Source organism: Mycobacterium sp. UM_CSW (assembly GCF_000455205.1).
Lineage (GTDB): Bacteria > Actinomycetota > Actinomycetes > Mycobacteriales > Mycobacteriaceae > Mycobacterium.
This window is the reverse complement of sequence record NZ_AUWQ01000026.1, coordinates 33,918-50,659: the sequence shown is the minus strand read 5'-3', so window position 1 is coordinate 50,659 and position 16,742 is coordinate 33,918. Positions and strand designations below refer to the sequence as shown.

The 16,742-nt window shown below is 69.0% G+C and carries 16 protein-coding genes and 1 pseudogene; 12 read left to right on the top strand and 5 right to left on the bottom strand.

The window, feature by feature from the left end; all coding sequences use genetic code 11:
* Positions 1-62: 62 nt before the first annotated feature.
* Positions 63-1,166 carry a cytochrome P450 gene (locus N415_RS11005; protein ID WP_068180910.1) on the top strand — a complete coding sequence of 368 codons (1,104 nt, stop codon included), beginning with the start codon at positions 63-65 and terminating at the stop codon, positions 1,164-1,166.
* A complete protein-coding gene (locus N415_RS11000; RefSeq protein ID WP_068180906.1) occupies positions 1,163-1,675 on the top strand; it encodes a peroxiredoxin-like family protein in 513 nt (170 codons plus the stop codon). Before N415_RS11005 ends, N415_RS11000 begins: the two co-directional genes overlap by 4 nt.
* A gap of 370 nt (positions 1,676-2,045) precedes the next feature.
* Here N415_RS11000 and N415_RS32630 read toward each other — a convergent pair.
* Positions 2,046-2,561: pseudogene (locus tag N415_RS32630) on the bottom strand (PPE family protein); the annotation flags it as partial.
* A 101-nt stretch (positions 2,562-2,662) separates the two neighbouring features.
* Positions 2,663-3,298, bottom strand: coding sequence for a helix-turn-helix domain-containing protein (locus N415_RS10990; RefSeq protein WP_068180901.1), 636 nt, complete (start codon positions 3,296-3,298; stop codon positions 2,663-2,665).
* Between the two features lie 94 nt (positions 3,299-3,392).
* On the opposite strand from N415_RS10990, the gene N415_RS10985 reads away from it, so the two are divergent.
* From N415_RS10985 to N415_RS10960, 6 genes are read left to right on the top strand one after another with little or no spacing between them, the layout of a single operon-like run.
* On the top strand, positions 3,393-4,937 hold the full coding sequence (locus N415_RS10985; protein ID WP_068180899.1) for an MFS transporter: 1,545 nt from the start codon (positions 3,393-3,395) through the stop codon (positions 4,935-4,937).
* Between the two features lie 31 nt (positions 4,938-4,968).
* Complete coding sequence (locus N415_RS10980) at positions 4,969-5,793, top strand: class I SAM-dependent methyltransferase (protein WP_068180897.1); 825 nt, start codon at positions 4,969-4,971, stop codon at positions 5,791-5,793.
* The gene (locus N415_RS10975; RefSeq protein ID WP_068180894.1) at positions 5,790-6,593 is read left to right on the top strand and encodes a class I SAM-dependent methyltransferase; all 804 of its coding nucleotides are present in this window, start codon (positions 5,790-5,792) and stop codon (positions 6,591-6,593) included. The genes N415_RS10980 and N415_RS10975 overlap by 4 nt, the downstream gene beginning before the upstream one ends.
* Positions 6,594-6,598: 5 nt before the next feature.
* Positions 6,599-7,483 (top strand): alpha/beta hydrolase, encoded by an 885-nt coding sequence (locus tag N415_RS10970; protein ID WP_068180984.1) that lies wholly within the window; start codon positions 6,599-6,601, stop codon positions 7,481-7,483.
* Positions 7,480-7,875 carry a DUF6632 domain-containing protein gene (locus tag N415_RS10965; protein WP_068180892.1) on the top strand — a complete coding sequence of 132 codons (396 nt, stop codon included), beginning with the start codon at positions 7,480-7,482 and terminating at the stop codon, positions 7,873-7,875. Before N415_RS10970 ends, N415_RS10965 begins: the two co-directional genes overlap by 4 nt.
* A 6-nt stretch (positions 7,876-7,881) precedes the next feature.
* On the top strand, positions 7,882-8,385 hold the full coding sequence (locus N415_RS10960) for a DinB family protein (protein ID WP_081665184.1): 504 nt from the start codon (positions 7,882-7,884) through the stop codon (positions 8,383-8,385).
* Here N415_RS10960 and N415_RS10955 read toward each other — a convergent pair.
* Positions 8,356-9,477, bottom strand: a complete 1,122-nt coding sequence (locus N415_RS10955; protein ID WP_068180883.1) for an NmrA family NAD(P)-binding protein — start codon at positions 9,475-9,477, stop codon at positions 8,356-8,358. The genes N415_RS10960 and N415_RS10955 overlap by 30 nt on opposite strands.
* A gap of 109 nt (positions 9,478-9,586) precedes the next feature.
* Here N415_RS10955 and N415_RS10950 point away from each other — a divergent pair, with 109 nt between their 5' ends.
* From N415_RS10950 to N415_RS10940, 3 genes are read left to right on the top strand one after another with little or no spacing between them, the layout of a single operon-like run.
* A complete protein-coding gene (locus tag N415_RS10950) occupies positions 9,587-10,198 on the top strand; it encodes a TetR/AcrR family transcriptional regulator (protein WP_068180881.1) in 612 nt (203 codons plus the stop codon).
* 45 nt (positions 10,199-10,243) lie between these two features.
* Positions 10,244-11,041 (top strand): beta-phosphoglucomutase family hydrolase, encoded by a 798-nt coding sequence (locus N415_RS10945; RefSeq protein WP_068180878.1) that lies wholly within the window; start codon positions 10,244-10,246, stop codon positions 11,039-11,041.
* Positions 11,038-13,404, top strand: coding sequence for a glycoside hydrolase family 65 protein (locus N415_RS10940; RefSeq protein ID WP_068180876.1), 2,367 nt, complete (start codon positions 11,038-11,040; stop codon positions 13,402-13,404). The genes N415_RS10945 and N415_RS10940 overlap by 4 nt, the downstream gene beginning before the upstream one ends.
* On the opposite strand, the gene N415_RS10935 is transcribed toward N415_RS10940, so the two are convergent.
* Positions 13,398-13,967, bottom strand: coding sequence for a TetR/AcrR family transcriptional regulator (locus tag N415_RS10935; RefSeq protein WP_081665180.1), 570 nt, complete (start codon positions 13,965-13,967; stop codon positions 13,398-13,400). The two genes, N415_RS10940 and N415_RS10935, sit on opposite strands and share 7 nt — an antisense overlap.
* A gap of 62 nt (positions 13,968-14,029) precedes the next feature.
* Here N415_RS10935 and N415_RS10930 point away from each other — a divergent pair, with 62 nt between their 5' ends.
* Positions 14,030-14,947 (top strand): TauD/TfdA family dioxygenase, encoded by a 918-nt coding sequence (locus N415_RS10930; RefSeq protein ID WP_068180871.1) that lies wholly within the window; start codon positions 14,030-14,032, stop codon positions 14,945-14,947.
* 9 nt (positions 14,948-14,956) lie between these two features.
* Here the strand turns inward: N415_RS10930 and N415_RS10925 are convergent, their stop codons facing one another.
* A complete protein-coding gene (locus N415_RS10925) occupies positions 14,957-16,693 on the bottom strand; it encodes a GMC family oxidoreductase (RefSeq protein ID WP_068180868.1) in 1,737 nt (578 codons plus the stop codon).
* Positions 16,694-16,742: the final 49 nt, after the last annotated feature.

The window sequence follows — 16,742 nt, the reverse complement described above, 5'->3', positions numbered from 1 at the left end:
CTCTTGTCTAGAGGAGAGTGTACAAGTAATCTTGTATAACTTGCCGTATACAAGGTGGCGCCATGACAGCGATTCATGCGGTGCGCACGCCGGTCGGCCACGAGGCCTGGCTGGTCACCGACTACGCGAAGGTGCGGCGGCTGCTCGACGACGATCGCCTCGGCCGCTCGCATCGGAACCCCGAAACCGCCTCTCGCACGGGGGAATCCGCGCTGTTCGGTGGGCCGCTGGGCGACTTCGACACCGAGGAGGCCGATCACGCGCGGATGCGCGCACTGCTGCAGCCCCACTTCTCACCGCGGCACCTGCGGTCGCTGGAACCCAGGGTCGCGGCGCTCACCGCCGGCCTGCTGGACGAACTTGCGGCGCAGGGATCCCCGGCCGACCTGCACGCGCGCCTCGCGCTGCCGCTGCCCATCCTGGTGATCTGCGAGCTGCTCGGGGTGCCATACGCCGACCGTGAGCAGTTCCGGGCCTGGGCGGAGGACGCCGGCAACGTGCGCGATCACGCCCGCTCCGAGCGCGGGCTGGCCGAGCTGTTCGAGTACGGCCGCCGGATGGTCGAACGTAAGCGCGCCCATCCCGGCGACGACGTGATGTCGCGGCTGTGCGCCACCGACGGGGTCTCCGACGAGGAGGCCGCCACGATGTCGATGTTCCTTCTGTTCGCCGGGCACGAGACCACGGTGGTCCAAATCGGACTGGGCGCAATGCTGTTGCTGACGAATCGCGATCAATGGCGGGCGCTCGTCGACGATCCCGCGCTGATCCCGCACGCCGTCGAGGAGCTGCTGCGGGCGACGTCGGGTGGCGGCGGTGTGGGCGGAGTTCCGCGCTACGCGCGCACCGACTTCGACATCGACGGCGTCGCCATCCACGCCGGGGACCTGGTGCTGCTGGACATCAACGCCGCCAACCACGACCCCACGGCCTTCGCCGACCCGCAGTGTGTCGACGTCGCCCGCAAGGAGACCGCCCACCTGACGTTCGGGCACGGCGCTCGCTACTGCATCGGAGCCCCGCTAGCCCGCATCGAGCTGAAAACCGTTTTTGCACAACTGATTCCGCGATTCCCGTCGATGCGCCTGGCCGTCGATCCCGAGACACTGCCCACGCGCTCCGACGTGCTGGCCGGCGGTCTCGCTGAACTTCCGGTGTCCTGGTGAGGCTCGTCACGCCGCGCGAACTGGTCAGCGTTTCGGGCGACGCTGTCCCGATTCCGGATCCAAATCGGCTCGTCCACCTGCAGTTTCGCCGGTTCGCCGGCTGCCCCATCTGCAATCTTCATCTGCGGTCGATCGTGCGGCGGCACGACGAGATCGCCGCCGCCGGCGTCCGCGAGGTCGTCGTGTTCCACTCGACCGACGAGGAGTTGCGACGGTACGCGGGCGACCTGCCGTTCGCTGTGGTCGGCGACCCCACCAAGGCTCTCTACGACGAGTTCGGCGTCGGCACCTCGCCACGCTCCGTGTTGCACCCGCGGGCGCTGGTGTCGGCGCTCCGTAGTGGCATGGGCAACGTGAACATGCATCCAACCGGCGGCCACCTGGGCTTGCCCGCCGACTTCCTCATCGGTACCGACGGCCGGGTCCTGGCGTGCAAGCGCGGCCGGCACGCCAACGACCAGTGGACCGTGGACGAGGTGCTCGCGCAGGCCCACAGCGAGAATGCCTGACTTGCTACGGCGGGAGCGGACTGGTCGGCGGAGGCGGAGCAGGCGGAGCCGGTAAAGCTCCGGTAGTGATGAGCGAAACGGCGTCGGCTTCGGCTTCGGCTTCAAGCCCCCTGGCCAGCCTAGCCATTGCGTCGGCGCCCTCTTCCACGCTGCGTTCGACGGCTTGCACCGGTGGTGGTACGGGAATCGCCGCGAGGGGACGGGCAACATTGTTCAATTGCTGGAGGTCAGCCCGGAGCGCGGCTTTGCCCATCTCGGATGCCAGGTCGACAACCACGTTGGCCTGGGTTCGCGCGGGGGCGAGCGCCGCGGTGATTTGACCCCAAGGGGTAGCACCGAGGGCCACCGCCGGAGTCGCCTGGGCCGACGGCAATTGCTGCCAGGGCGCCAGTTGGGCGACCACCGCCGACGCCGCGCTGTGATAGCCCGACAGCGCGGCGACGTTCTGAGCCCACATCTCCTCGTACGCGCCCTCGGTGGCCGCGATCGCCGGGGCGTTGAACCCGAACAGGTTGGAGCGCACCAGCGACAGCAGCTGCAGGCGGTTGCCGGTGACGGCCGCCGGGTGCGTGATCGCCGCCTTGGCCGCCTCGAAGATCTCGGCAGTCGCATTGGCCTGCGCGGCAGCTCCGGCGGCCTGAGCCGCCGATGCGTTGAGCCACTGCGCGTACTGCGTGGCCACGCCCGCCATGGCCGCCGATGCCGGACCCTGCCAGGGCCCGTCCGCCAGGCCCGAGGTCACCGAGGAGAACGACTCCGCCGCCGACCCCAGCTCGTCGCCCAGCCCGGCCCAGCTCGCCGCGGCGGCCAGCATCGGCCCCGAGCCGGCGCCGGTATACATCTGCGCGGACGTCACCTCTGGTGGCAGCACCGCAAAACTCATCAGACCCGTCCCTTCGTTCGGACATGCTCGAGGTGAAAACGGCGCAAAACGATACGACTGTATTGCAGTGTGGACCGAAAATCCACGATTTCGGAAAAGTCGATCTAGACGAGTGCGAATGCGCGGCGCACGGCGTCAACGGTGTCGGAGTCGGGGTCGCCATCGAAGTCGATGCGCCGCAGCGCCGCCCGCCGCTTGGCCTCGCTGGCGCCGAGGCGCGCGGCGACCAGGTCCGCGGCGCTGGCGGTGATCTTCACCGAAGGCTCGCCACGAGCGCCGGCGAGCCGCCCCTGCGTCACGGCGAATTCGAAACGACGGCCGTCGATTTCGATGCGGATCGTCGCCTCCAGGCCCGCCGCGCCGGCCGAATCGAAGCCGAGCAGGATTCCGGCCAGGAACCCGTTCAACGGCGTCGCGGGGCCGTCCCCGATCGGGTCCAGCCGGTCCAGCCCGAACCACGCGACGCTCCGCAGGACGGGCAGCGCACGCTGCCAGCCCATGTCGCTGAGGGTGTACACGGTGCGCCCGATCGGGGCGGGCAGGTCGGTCCGGTCGACGAGCCCGGCCGCCTGCATTTCCTTGAGACGCTCGGCGAGCAGATTGGTCGCAATCCCGGGCAACGCGTCGCGCAGGTCGCCGTAGCGGCGGGGTCCACCGACCAATTCGCGCAGAATCAGCAGCGTCCACCGCTCGCCGAGAACGTCGAGTCCGCGCGCGATCGGGCAGTTCTGGTTGTACATCCGGCGTGACGCCACGAGTCCACTCTAATCGGAGCAGACATCTTTTTCAACTTACTACTTGATTTATCTATCTCATGGCTTTAGCGTCTTGTGCATGAGTACCGAACCCGTCTTCCCGATCTTCAAAAACCGCCCGATAGCCGCGCTCGCCGTCATCTGCCTCGGCGTCTTCGTCATCAGCGTCGATGCCACCATCGTCAACGTCGCCCTGCCCACCCTGTCGCGCGAACTCGGCGCCGACACCGCCCAGCTGCAATGGATCGTCGACGCCTACACGCTGGTCATGGCCGGGCTGCTGCTGTCGGCCGGCAGCCTGTCCGACCGCTACGGCAGGCGGGGCTGGCTCAACTCCGGACTCGCGCTGTTCGCGCTCACCTCCGCCGTTGCCGCGCAAGTGAATTCGGCCGACGCGCTGATCGCGGCCCGCGCCGCGATGGGCATCGGCGCCGCGGTGATCTTTCCGACCACGCTGGGCCTGATCACCAACATCTTCACCGACCCGGTCCCACGCGCGAAGGCGATCGGGCTGTGGGCGGCCATGGTCGGCGTGGGGGTGGCCGTCGGGCCGATCAGCGGCGGCTGGCTGCTCGAACACTTCTGGTGGGGCTCGATCTTCATGGTCAACATCCCCATCGCGGCGCTGGCCATCGTCGGGGGAATCCTGTTCGTCCCCACCTCGCGCGACCCCGCGGCGCCACGCGTCGACGTCCCCGGCCTGATCCTGTCCGCGGTAGGAATCACGACGCTGGTCTACACCGTCATCGAGGCGCCCACCTGGGGATGGACCAACGTCCGCACCGCAGCCGGATTCGCCCTCGCGACAGCCGTTCTCGCCGCGTTCGCGGTGTGGGAGCGGCGCAGCACCCACCCGATGCTGGACGTCTCGGTGTTCGCCAACCGGCGGTTCTCCGGCGGCAGCCTGGCCGTCACCGCCGGCTTCCTTACCCTGTTCGGGTTCATCTTCGTAATTACGCAGTACTTCCAATTCATCAAGGACTACACCGCGTTTCAGGCCGGCGTGCGCCTGCTTCCGGTCGCCGCATCCATCGCGTTGGCCAGCATCCTGGGGCCCCGGCTGGTGGAACGAATCGGCACCACGGCCGTCGTCGCCGGCGGTCTGACCGTGTTCGCCGCCGGCCTGGCGTGGGCGTCCACGGCCGATGCCGCCACGCCCTACATCCAGATCGCCCTGCAGATGCTGCTGCTCGGCGGCGGCCTGGGCCTGACCGTTTCGCCGGCTACCGAGGCCATCATGGGATCGCTGTCGGTCGACAAGGCCGGCGTCGGCTCGGCCGTCAACGACACCACGCGCGAACTCGGCGGCACCCTCGGCGTCGCCATCGCGGGCAGCGTCTTCGCGTCGGTGTACTCCGGACGTCTCGGCACGGCCGCGTTGACCGGACTGCCCGCCGACGCGATGCGGCGCTCGATGGCGGTGGCGCACACGGTGATCGGACGGCTGCCCATCCAACAGGCGGGCCACATCCGCGCCGTCGTGGATCGCGCCTTTCTCGACGGCATGCAGGTGAGCTCCCTGGTGTGCGCGGGCATCGCGCTGGGCTCCGCGATCGTCGTGGCCTGGCTCCTGCCCGCCCGCGCGCGCCAAGCGACGCCGTCCCCCGAACTGGCCAGGGCCTAATAACTCCCAACCACAGAAAGGCACGAAACCAATGAGTACAACCGAAAGCAGCTATGTCCTCGGGCACGCCGACGAAGAGGTGCAGCGGCTGCTCCTGCAAGGACGGCTCTACGACGGCTACACCGAACACGCGCTGCGGCTGGCCGGGCTGCGACCGGGCATGCGGGTGCTCGATATCGGCAGCGGGCCCGGCGACGTGTCGTTCGTCGCCGCCCGGCTGGTCGGCCCGACCGGAAGCGTCCTCGGCGTCGACGCCGCGCCCGCGATGGTCGAACTGGCCCACACCCGCGCCGCCGAAAAGGGCTTGGCCAATGTGCGTTTCACGCAGGCCTCTATCGACTCGATCGCCCTGGACGAACCGGTCGACGCGGTGATCGGCTGGCTGATCCTGATGCACCTGCCCGACCCGGCCGCCACGCTGCGGCGCCTGACCTCCCTGATGCGCCCCGGCGGCGTTGTGGCGTTCGCCGAGATCGATATCACCCGGGCGCGCAGCGTCCCGGAGCTGCCGCTGTTCAGCCGGGTGATCGCGGGCATCGTCCGCGCCTTCGAGGCCATGGGCATCAGCCCGCGGTTCGGCACCACGCTGCACACGGTCTTCGCCGACGCCGGCCTTGGGGCGCCGCAGTTGGCCATCGGCGCGCCGATCGGCACCGCCGCCGACGTCGACATCCTCGCCTACGGCGCGGAAGTCTGGCGGCTCGTCTCGCCCATCGCCGAACAAGGCGGCTTCGGCCTGGATGATCTCGGTGACATCAACGAGTTCGTGCCACGTTTCCGCGAGGAGGCGCTGGCGGCCGGCGCCCTGATCACCATGCCTTCCATCATCACCGCATGGGCAGAGGTGCGGAGATGAACTCCGTAATCCAGGCCCAGTACTCGACAGGCTTGTCCCGCAACAACATCGAACGCGCGCTGCGCTCCGCCGGAATGGACCTCGACCACCTGGCGCCCGCCGACCTGGCGATGCTGGAGGACTTCCACACCATGGGCCGCATCGCCACCGCCCAACTGGTCGACCTGGCGGGGATCACCAATGACAGTGACGTCCTCGACGCCGGCAGCGGCGTCGGCGGCACCGCGCGCTATGTCGCGGACCGCTTCTGCGCTCGGGTCGCCGCGGTGGACCTCACCGACGAATACTGCGAAACCAACCGCTGGCTCAACGGGCTGGTCGGACTCGGCGACCTGATCTCGGTTCGTCAGGCCGACGTCACCGAACTCCCCTTCGCCGACGGCACGTTCGACGTCGCCATCAGCCAGCACGTCCAGATGAACGTGGCCGACAAGGCGCGCCTATACTCCGAGGCGCATCGGGTGCTCAAGGACGGCGGGCGACTCGCCCTGTGGGACATCACGATTGGCGGCGGCATCGAGCTCACCTATCCCCTGCCCTGGGCCGACGAACCCGCGCGCAGCCACCTGGCGACCCCCGACGAGCTGCGCGCCGCGGTCGAGTCCGCGGGTTTCACCGTCACGGCGTGGAACGACCTCACCGACCAGGCGGCCGCGCTCATGCAGGCCATCCTGGCCCAGCCCGACGGCCCGCTGGGCCTGCACGCGTTCGTCACCGACTTCCGCCGAAAGGCCGAAAACCTGACCGGGGCCCTGGCCGACGGGCGCCTGCGCGCCATCCAGGCGCTGTGCGAACGGTGACCACGATGGCCCCCAACGAGATTCCGGAACAACACTACACGCTGGCGTGGAGCGGCGGCCGCGGCGAGGTCAGGTTCCTCCGGCGATCGGACGGCTCCCGGTTGCGCTACTTCACGGCGGGAACCGGCCCACCGCTCGTCCTGCTGCACACCGTCCGCACGCAGCTGGACTACTTCCAGCGAGTGGTGCCGGCGCTGTGGGACGACTTCACAGTGTACGCGCTGGACCTGCCCGGCATGGGCTGGTCCGACGTCGTACCCGGCGCCCGGTACGGGGAGGCCGAATTGCGCTGCGCGGTCGTAGAATTCGTCAGGACTCTAGACCTGCGCGACGTCACGCTGGCGGGCGAATCGATGGGCGGCGCGCTCGCGCTGCTGGCCTCGATCGAGCTGACCGACCGGGTGAGCAACGTGATCGCCTTCAACCCCTACGACTACCCCAATGGCCTCGAACGCGGCAACTGGTTCGCCCGCGTGATCGGGACGGGCGTCCGCCTGCCCGGTTCCGGACCGGTCTTCGCCGCGCTCGAGAATCGCCTCATCCTGCGCGGCGTGCTGGCCGGCGGCTTCGCCGACGCCGGCGCGCTGCCGAAGGACTTCCTCGTCGAGTTGCGCCGCAGCGGTCGCCGCCCCGGCTACCCCCGGGTGAATCGGGCCATCATGCGCGTCCTTCCCGGGCTCATCAACGCGAAAGACCGCTACCCGCAGGTGAAGACGCCGGTCACGCTGGTCTACAGCGAGCACGACTGGTCCCGCCCCGCGGAGCGGGACCAGGTCGCCCGCCTACTGGGTGTCCGGGCCGTCACGGTAAGCGGCGCGGGCCACTTCTCGGCCCTCGAACGCCCCACGGAGATGGTCCGCATCATTGCGCACAGCCAACCGGGTTCATGAGGCAGGCCTGGCTTCGGGTAGTCATCCGGCTGACCGCGGTCGGGTACCTGCTCTTCTTCGTGCCCGACCTGGTGTTCGCGATAACGCATCGGGCCAACGCGCTCTTCGACTGGGGCTCCGGGGGCGACGCGATCGCGGTCATGTTCGCCACCGTCTACATCGTCTGGGCGCTGTTCCTGTTCGCATCGGCGCGCGACCCGCTGGCGAACCGACTCTTCCTCGATTTCAATCTCACCGCCAACGCAGCGCATTTCGGCGTCATGCTGGTCATGGCGATCGCGATGCGCGACGAGCACCGGCATCTGGCCGGCGTGGTCGCGCTCGGATTGCTCACCACCGTCCCGTTGGCCGCGTGTTGGCTACCGGTCCGTCGGCGCAGCGCCCGCCCATAAGCTGTGCTGGTGCAACGGTGCGATGAGTGCGGATTCGCATACGACCTGACCGCCGCAACGCGGGCCGGTGACGAGATCCGGGGTGGCGTTGCCGAATTGGCCCGGCTGCTCGCCACCGTCGAGGCGGCCACCCTCGCGAGGCGCACCGCGCAAAAGCTGTGGTCACCGCTCGAATACGCCTGCCACCTCCGCGACGTACTGATCACGCAGCGTGAGCGGGTGCTGCTGGCCCGACGCGTCGACGTGCCCGCCGCCGTGCCGATGGGCCGCGACGAACGCGTCGCCCACGAGGGGTACGCCGAAAGCGACCCCGCCGAAGTCGCCGAGGAGCTGACGGTCGCGGCGCGGCTGCTGGCGAACACCCTGCGCCGGCTCGACGACGCCGACTGGGAGCTCCGCATCGTCTACAACTGGCCGCGGCGCACCCAGCGGACGCTCCGCTGGGTGGCCGTCAACACGATGCACGAGGTGCGTCACCACCTACTGGACATCGACCGCCAACTTGCCTAGGCCGTACCGGTAGCGGGCCGGGTCAACCGACGGGGCGTGCTCGCGTTGCCACACGGCCGACTCGGCCGAATACCGGGGCCGGGCGGGCTGGGGATGTTGCTGGCGCCTGTCGAAGCGGTCGAGCCGGTGCGCGGGCACCAGGCCGGTCAGCATCAGATTCCCGATCTCGCGCAACACTTTTCCCGGGGTGCGCCGGGTGTCCGCCGCCTCGACGTAGCGGCGGGCGATCGTGAGGAAGTCTTCGGGTTCGACCCCGGCGACGTCGCGCACGTGGGTGGTCGGGCCGCCCACCTCCCAGACTCCCAGCGCGGTCTCGGGCAGGTAGTGGCGCAACCCGGACTCGAAGTACGTGTCGACTCCGAGTCGCTTGGCGTTCACGTGCACCGCTCGCATGAACATCCACGGGGGCATTTCCATGAGGCGGACCCGCCGCCCCATGGCGTCACCCACTATCTCCGCGACCTCTTTGCCGGACAACAGCTTTGGCCCGGTCGGGCGGTAGGCCCGACCGTCGTGGCGATGCGGGTCGAGCAATGCGCCCACCGCGACCCGGGCGATGTCCTCGTTGGACGGGGGCGCGTTGAGTCGTCCCCCGGTGCTCGGTGCCGGCAGCACCCCGAGTTGGACGGTAACCGGCAGCGCCATGAAATAGTTGTCCGCGAAGAAGCCGGGATCGACCGCGACGTGGGCGGTGTCTGGCAACAGCCGAAACAGCTTGTCGGACAACCAGTGCTGGCGCGTCATCAGCGACGGATGCTCGGGGCTGGCCAGCCACTGGCCCAGCGCGACCACCGCCTCGACGCCGGCGTCGCGCGCGGCCACGGCGAAGCTCACCGCGCTGTCGAGCGCGTGCGGGTGGTACGGAGGGTTGAAGAACAACCGGTCCACGCCCTCGACCGCGGCCCGAACCTGTTGAATGTCAAGCATATCCGCCACAGCGACCTCGGCGCCCAACGTCCGCAGCCGGGCACTGCGCGCGTCGTCGCGGCGCACCAGTGCCCGCGTCGGCACGCCCCTTTCCAGCAATTGGGCCACCACGGCGCCGCCTATCCTTCCCGTCGCGCCGGTGACTAGCACACGTGTGTTCGTCATTGAACTTTCCTTCCCTTTCGAGCCGAAATGTGACCGATGGTTACATCCGCAGTATGCGCCGCTAATGTGACCGTTGTCAACATTCCAGCCGGCGTGAGATCGTGATGGCATGAATTCCGTCGGCCCCCCTGCCAAAAGGGGCTACCACCACGGTGCGTTGCACTCGGCCCTGGTCGAGGCGAGCATCGCGCTGGCCCGCGAGGGTGGGCCCGACCGGGTGATCCTGCGCGAGGCGGCCCGCGCCGCCGGGGTGTCGCACTCGGCCGCCTACCGCCACTTCGCCGACCGTGAGGCGCTGCTGGCCGAGGTGTCGAGCTACGCGCGCGACGAGCTCGCCGCGCAGATGCGCCGGCGCGTCAGTCGCACCAACGACCCGCGCAAGAGGCTGCGCGCGGTCGGCACCGCCTACATCGACTTCGCGATGTCCGAGCCGGGATTGTTTCGCACCGCGTTCACGTCGCACCCCGCGACGTCCCCCGGGGCAACCGACACGACCGCCGACCCATTCGGGGTCCTCGGCCAGGTGCTCGACGAGGCCCAAGCGGCCGGCCTGCTGGACGCGCGGCGCCGGCCCGGGGCCGAGATCGCCGCCTGGTCGGCGGTGCACGGGCTGGCCTGCCTGCTGCTCGACGGACCGCTCCCTCAAAGCCCGGCGGCCGTCCGTTTCGCACGGACCCAGGTGTTCGACCTCATCGAGCGCGGCCTGCTGAACGACGCGTAAACGGGTGCCGCAAAGGCCGCGATCCCTGGCGGCAGGCATCTCAGCATGGTGGAGTGGGTATCGCACCAAGTAATCGCCCGATACCCGAGAGTGAGGTCACCTGTGCTGGGTCTGCCGGAGAAGGTGCGCGCCTGCCTGTTCGACCTCGACGGGGTGCTCACCGATACCGCGAGCGTTCACACCAAGGCCTGGAAGGCCATGTTCGACGCCTACCTGGCCGAGCGGGCCAAGCGAACGGGAGAAGAATTCGTCCCCTTCGACGCGGCCGCCGACTACCGCAAGTACGTGGACGGCAAAAAGCGCGAGGACGGCGTCCGGTCGTTCCTTCAGAGCAGGGGAATCGAGCTGCCGGACGGCGATCCGGACGACCCGGGCGACGCCGAGACGATATACGGCCTCGGCAACCGCAAGAACGACATGTTCCAGAAGGTCCTGCGCGACGACGGCGTCGAGGTGTTTGAGGGATCGCGCCGCTACCTGGAGGCGGTCTCGGCCGCCGGCCTCGGCATCGCCGTGGTGTCCTCGAGCGCCAACACCCGCGATGTCCTCGAGATCACCGGCCTCGACCGGTTCGTCCAGAAGCGGGTGGACGGCGTCACGCTGCGCGACGAGCACATCGCCGGCAAGCCGGCCCCCGACTCCTACCTGCGCGGGGCGGAGCTGCTCGATGTCCCCGCGGACGCCGCGGCCGTCTTCGAGGACGCGCTGTCCGGCGTGCAGGCCGGCCGGGCCGGTAACTTCGGCTACGTGGTGGGTGTCGACCGGGTGGGCCAGGCCGAGGATCTGCGCCGCAACGGCGCCGACGTGGTGGTCACCGATCTCGCGGACCTTCTCCAGTCATGATCACTGAAGAGTGCTACCCCGTCGAACCGTGGCAGATCCGCGAGACCCGGCTCGACCTGAACCTGCTGGCGCAGTCCGAATCGCTGTTCGCCCTGTCCAATGGGCACATCGGGCTGCGCGGCAACCTCGACGAGGGCGAGCCCCACGGCCTGCCGGGCACCTACCTCAACTCCTTCTACGAGATCCGGCCCCTGCCGTACGCCGAGGCCGGCTTCGGCTACCCGGAGGCGGGCCAGACGCTCGTCGACGTCACGAACGGCAAGATCATTCGGCTGTTGGTCGAGGACGAGCCGTTCGACGTGCGCTACGGCGAGCTGCTCTCGCACGAGCGCGTGCTCGACCTGCGCGCCGGCACGCTGACCCGCCGCGCGCACTGGCGCTCGCCCAACGGCAAGCAGGTCCGGGTCGTGTCCACCCGGCTGGTCTCGCTGGCCCAGCGCGGGGTCGCGGCCATCGAGTACGTCGTCGAAGCGGTCGAGGAATTCGTGCGGGTCACCGTGCAGTCCGAGCTGGTCACCAACGAGGACCAGCCCGAGACCTCCGACGACCCGCGGGTATCGGCGATCCTGGAGAACCCGCTCGAGGCCGTCGACCACGAAAAAACCGAAACCGGAGCGCTTCTCATGCACCGGACCCGGGCCAGTGCGCTGATGATGGCCGCCGCGATGGACCACGAGATCGAGGTTCCCGGCCGCGTCGAGTTCAGCACCGACGCCCGTCCCGACCTGGCGCGCACCACGGTGATCTGCGGGCTGCGCCCGGGCCAGAAGCTGCGCATCGTCAAGTACCTGGCGTATGGCTGGTCGAGCATGCGCTCCCGCCCGGCGCTTCGCGACCAGGCCGCCGCCGCGATCCACAGCGCCCGCTACAGCGGCTGGCAGGGACTGCTGGACGCGCAGCGGTCCTACCTCGACGACTTCTGGCAGAACGCCGACGTCGAGGTGGAGGGCGACCCCGAATCCCAACAGGCCGTCCGGTTCGGGATGTTTCACCTGCTGCAGGCGAGCGCGCGCGCCGAGCGCCGCGCCATCGCGGCCAAGGGGCTCACCGGAACCGGCTACGACGGCCACGCCTTTTGGGACACAGAGGGTTACGTGCTGCCCGTGCTGAGCTACACCGCGCCGCACACCGTCGCCGACGCGCTGCGGTGGCGGGCGTCGACGCTCGACCTCGCCAAGGAGCGCGCGGCCGAGCTCGGCCTCGACGGCGCCAGCTTCCCCTGGCGAACCATCCGCGGGCAGGAGTGCTCGGCCTACTGGCCGGCCGGGACGGCGGCCTGGCACATCAACGCCGACATCGCCATGGCCTTCGAGCGGTACCGCATCGTCACCGGCGACCAGGAGCTGGAGCGGGAGTGCGGGCTGCGGGTACTGGTCGAGACGGCCCGGCTGTGGATGTCGCTCGGGCACCACGACCGGCACGGCGTGTGGCACCTCGACGGCGTCACCGGTCCGGACGAGTACACGGCGGTCGTGCGCGACAACGTCTTCACCAACCTGATGGCGGCGCACAACCTGATCACGGCCGCCGACGCGTGCAACCGCCACCCCGAGGAGGCGGAGGCGCTGGAGGTCACCAACGAGGAGGCGGCCGCCTGGCGCGACGCCGCCGGTGCCGTCAACATTCCCTATGACGCGGAGCTCGGCGTCCATCAGCAGTGCGAGGGCTTCACCACCTTCGCCGAATGGGACTTCGAGAAGAACACCACCTATCCCCTGCTGTTGCACGAAGCGTACGTGCGGCTCTACCCCGCGCAGGTGATCAAGCAGGCCGACCTCGTGCTGGCGATGCAGTGGCAGAGCCACGCGTTCACGCCCGAACAGAAGGCGCGCAACGTCGACTACTACGAGCGGCGCATGGTGCGCGACTCGTCGCTGTCGGCGTGCTCGCAGGCCGTGATGTGTGCCGAGGTGGGCCATCTGGAGCTGGCCCACGACTATGCGTACGAGGCCGCCCTGATCGACCTGCGCGATCTGCACCACAACACCCGCGACGGGTTGCACATGGCGTCGCTGGCCGGGGCCTGGATGACGCTGGTCGTCGGGTTCGGCGGCCTGCGCGACGACGAGGGCGTCCTATCGCTGGATCCCCTACTGCCCGACGGCATTTCGCGGCTACGGTTCCGGCTGCGCTGGCGTGACTTCCGGCTGACCGTCGACGTCAACCACTCAGATGTGACCTACACCGTGCACGACGGGCCCGACCACGACCTGGACATCCGACACGCCGGCGAGCAGCTCACCCTGCACACCGATGCGCCGACGACCGTGGCGGTGCACATCCGCAAGCCGCTGCTTCCGACGCCGCAGCAGCCGCCGGGCCGCGAGCCGATGCACCGGCGCGCGCTGGCCCGGACTCAGTGAGGCTCGACGATGCGGGCCACCTCGGCCTGCACCGCCTCGCGTATTTCGTCCTCGGTCAGCTCGTCCAGACCGGTGGCCGAGCGCAGGAAGGGCGCGAACAGTCGCCAACCCAATTGCAGCGCAAAGCCATTGGCCACGGCCAGGCGGGCGCTGCGGTCGTCCTCGTGGGTCGGGCGGAACCGGTCGAACAACAGGGCGGCGCCCGGAAACCGCGACTGCAACTTGCCCGCGGGATAGCCGTCGAGCAACGTGCGGGCCATTACCCGCATGTGGCGGTCCAGCGCCCGCTCGGCCTCAGGAGAGGAGGGGTCGGCCTCCAGCAACGCGGTCGTCGTCGCGCCTAGGTGATCGAGCACGGCGCCCACCAACTGTTCCTTGGCGCCGAAGTACCGAAACACCAGGCCGTGGTTGACCTTCGATCGTGCGGCGATGTCGCGGATCGACGTGGCCGCGGGACCGCGCTCGGCGAACAGGTCGGTGGCCCCCTCCAGGATCGCCGCCACCACTTCCTCCCTACCGGTAGGACTCTCGCGGCGCTCGACCCTTGCGGAATTGTTAGTCACGTGACTACACTACACGTTAGTCAAGTGACTACCACCGAGTTACGGCAAAAAGGACGACTGAAATGACACAGCCAGTGACCGTCACCAAGCTGGGCAGCCGGATCGGCGCCCGAGTCGACGGGGTGAAGCTGGGCGGCGACCTCGACCAGGCCACCGTCGACCAGATCCGCGGGGCCCTGCTGACCCACAAGGTGATCTTCTTCCGCGGGCAGGACCACCTCGACGACGAGCAACAGCTCGAGTTCGCGCGGCTGCTGGGCACCCCGATCGGCCACCCCGCGGCCGCCTTCTTGGCGGGCAAGGACGCGCCGACCATCACGCCCATCAACTCCGAGTACGGCAAGGCGACGCGCTGGCACACCGACGTCACGTTCGCCGCGAACTACCCCGCGGCCTCGATCCTGCGCGCGGTCACGTTGCCCAGCTACGGCGGCTCGACGCTGTGGGCCTCCACCGCGGCGGCCTACGACGAACTGCCCGAGCCGCTCAAATCACTGGTCGACAATTTGTGGGCGCTGCACACCAACCGCTACGACTACGTGAGCCCGGAATCGATCGAGGCGATGACCGAGGCGCAGCGCGCATTTCGGCAGGCGTTCGACAAGCCCGATTTCCGGACCGAGCACCCGGTGGTTCGCGTGCACCCCGAGACCGGTGAGCGGACGCTGGTGCTGGGCGATTTCGTTCGCGGGTTCGTCGGGCTGGACAGCTACGAATCGACGGTGCTGCACGAGCTGCTGCAGCGGCGAATCACCGCGCCCGAGAACACCATTCGCTGGACTTGGAGCTACGGCGACGTCGCCATCTGGGACAACCGGGCCACGCAACACCGTGCCATCGACGACTACGACGACCAGCATCGGCTGATGCACCGGGTCACGCTGATGGGCGATGTACCCGTCAACGTGCACGGGGAACGCAGCCGGGTCGTCAGCGGGGCCCTGCTCGATGCCACCACGCCCGCCGAGATCGCAAGCTGATTTGAGGGGTCAGCCTGCTGTGCTCACGGGGTTGCTCGGTAGCCAGCGCAACGCGCCCGGCGCATGCGCTGGCACCACCGGGTGCGCAGGCGGAATCGGGGCCAGCCTGCGGTAGGTGTCGCCCTGCAGCGGGCGCAGGTCGTTCTCGCCCTTGTTCGGCCACAGCGACGCGGCCCGCTCGGCCTGCGCGGTGATGGACAGCGACGGGTTGACGCCCAGGTTCGCCGAGATCGCCGCGCCGTCCACCACGAACAGCGTCGGGTAGCCGTAGACCCGGTGATACGGGTCGATGACGCCGCTTTCGGGACCGTCGCCGATCACCGCGCCGCCGAGGAAGTGCGCCGTCAGCGGGATGTTGAACAGCTCGCCCCAAGTGCCGCCGGCCACGCCGTCGATCTTGGCGGCGATGCGGCGGGTGACCTCGTTGCCGACCGGGATCCACGAGGGGTTGGGCTCGCCGTGCCCCTGTTTGCTGGAATACCAACGGATTCCGAGCTTGCCGCGCTTGGTGAACGTGGTGATCGAGTTGTCCAGGTGCTGCATCACCAGCGCGATCACCGTGCGTTCGCTCCACTGCCGCACGTTGATCATCCGCAGGATTCCGCGCGGGTCCTCGCGGCCCTGGTCCAGCAGCTGCTTCCAGCGCGGCGTATCGGTGCCGCCCGGTCCGTGCCCGTCGGTCATCAGCGTCTGCAGCAGCCCCATCGCGTTGGAGCCCTTGCCGTAGCGGACGGGCTCGACGTGCGTGTCCGACGTCGGGTGGATCGACGACGTGATCGCCACTCCATGCGTGAGGTCCAGATCGGGCTTCACCTCCAGCGTCGCGGCGCCGACGATTGACTCGGAGTTGGTGCGGGTCAGCACGCCGAGGCGTTTCGACAGGCGCGGCAGCTTCCCCCGATCGCGCATCTTGAACAGCAGGTGCTGCGTCCCCCAGGTGCCCGCGGCCAGGATCAGGTGCGAGGCGGTGTAGGTGCGCCGGTCGCGGCGCAGCCAACTTCCGGTGCGTACCGTTCGGACCTCCCACAGGCCGTCCGGACGCTGCTCGAAGCCCTTCACCGTGGTCATCGGAATGACTTGCGCGCCATTGGCTTCCGCGAGGCCGAGGTAGTTCTTCACCAGCGTGTTCTTGGCGCCGTAGCGGCAGCCGGTCATGCAGCAGCCGCATTCCAGGCAGCCGGTCCGGTCGGGCCCGGCGCCGCCGAAGTACGGGTCCGGCACGGTCTTGCCGGGCGCCTTGGTGCCGTTCGGGCCGAAGAACACCCCCACCGGGGTCGGCACGAAGGTGTCGCCGCACCCCATCTCGTCGGCGACCTCCTTCATCAGGCGGTCGGCGTCGGTGAACGTCGGATTCTCCACCACGCCCAGCATCCGTTGCGCCTGCTCGTAATGCGGCATCAACTCGTCACGCCAGTCGGTGATGTGCGCCCACTGCCGGTCTTTGAAGAACGGCTCCGGCGGCACGTACAGGGTGTTGGCGTAGTTGAGCGAACCACCGCCCACCCCGGCGCCGGCCAGGATCATCACGTTGCGCAGCGGGTGGATCCGCTGGATGCCGTAGCAACCCAGCCTGGGCGCCCACAAGAACTTGCGCAGGTCCCAGGAGGTCTCGGCGAACTCCTGGTCCGAGAACCGGCGGCCGGCCTCCAGCACGCCCACCCGGTAGCCCTTTTCCGTCAGCCGCAACGCGCTGACGCTGCCCCCAAACCCCGACCCGATGATCAGGACGTCGTAATCCGGCTTCATTGCACCAGTATGGCCATACCAGCCGGTAACAAACCAGGGGGCTTTCGGG